Origin of the sequence: Burkholderia sp. SIMBA_051 (genome assembly GCF_046534915.1) — a bacterium.
In the GTDB taxonomy this organism is placed as follows: domain Bacteria; phylum Pseudomonadota; class Gammaproteobacteria; order Burkholderiales; family Burkholderiaceae; genus Burkholderia; species Burkholderia ambifaria.
Map to the genome: position 1 here is coordinate 1 of NZ_JAWRXS010000440.1, position 262 is coordinate 262.

Consider the following 262-nt stretch of genomic DNA (forward strand, 5'->3'; position numbering starts at 1 on the left):
GCCATTCGCGGTGACGACGGGGAAGAACTGCGAGCGGAACTGCTCGACCTGCGCGCGCGCCGCGCGGAAACGCGCCTGCGCGGCCTGCACGTTCTGGTTTGCGCTGGCGACCTGTTGTTCGAGTGCGTTCAGCGCGGAGTCGTTGTAGACCTCCCACCAGGCGCTGCGGATACGCGCGTCGGCGGGCTCGGCCGTTTTCCAGCCGGTGCCTTCGAGTTCCTTGTAGGTGGCGGCCGTTGTTGCCGCGGGCCGCTTGTAGTCG

General features: G+C 68.3%; 1 pseudogene. It reads right to left on the minus strand.

Going from position 1 to position 262, the window contains the following annotated elements:
- Positions 1 to 262 (minus strand): annotated as a pseudogene (locus tag SB771_RS35195) (RND transporter); the annotation flags it as partial.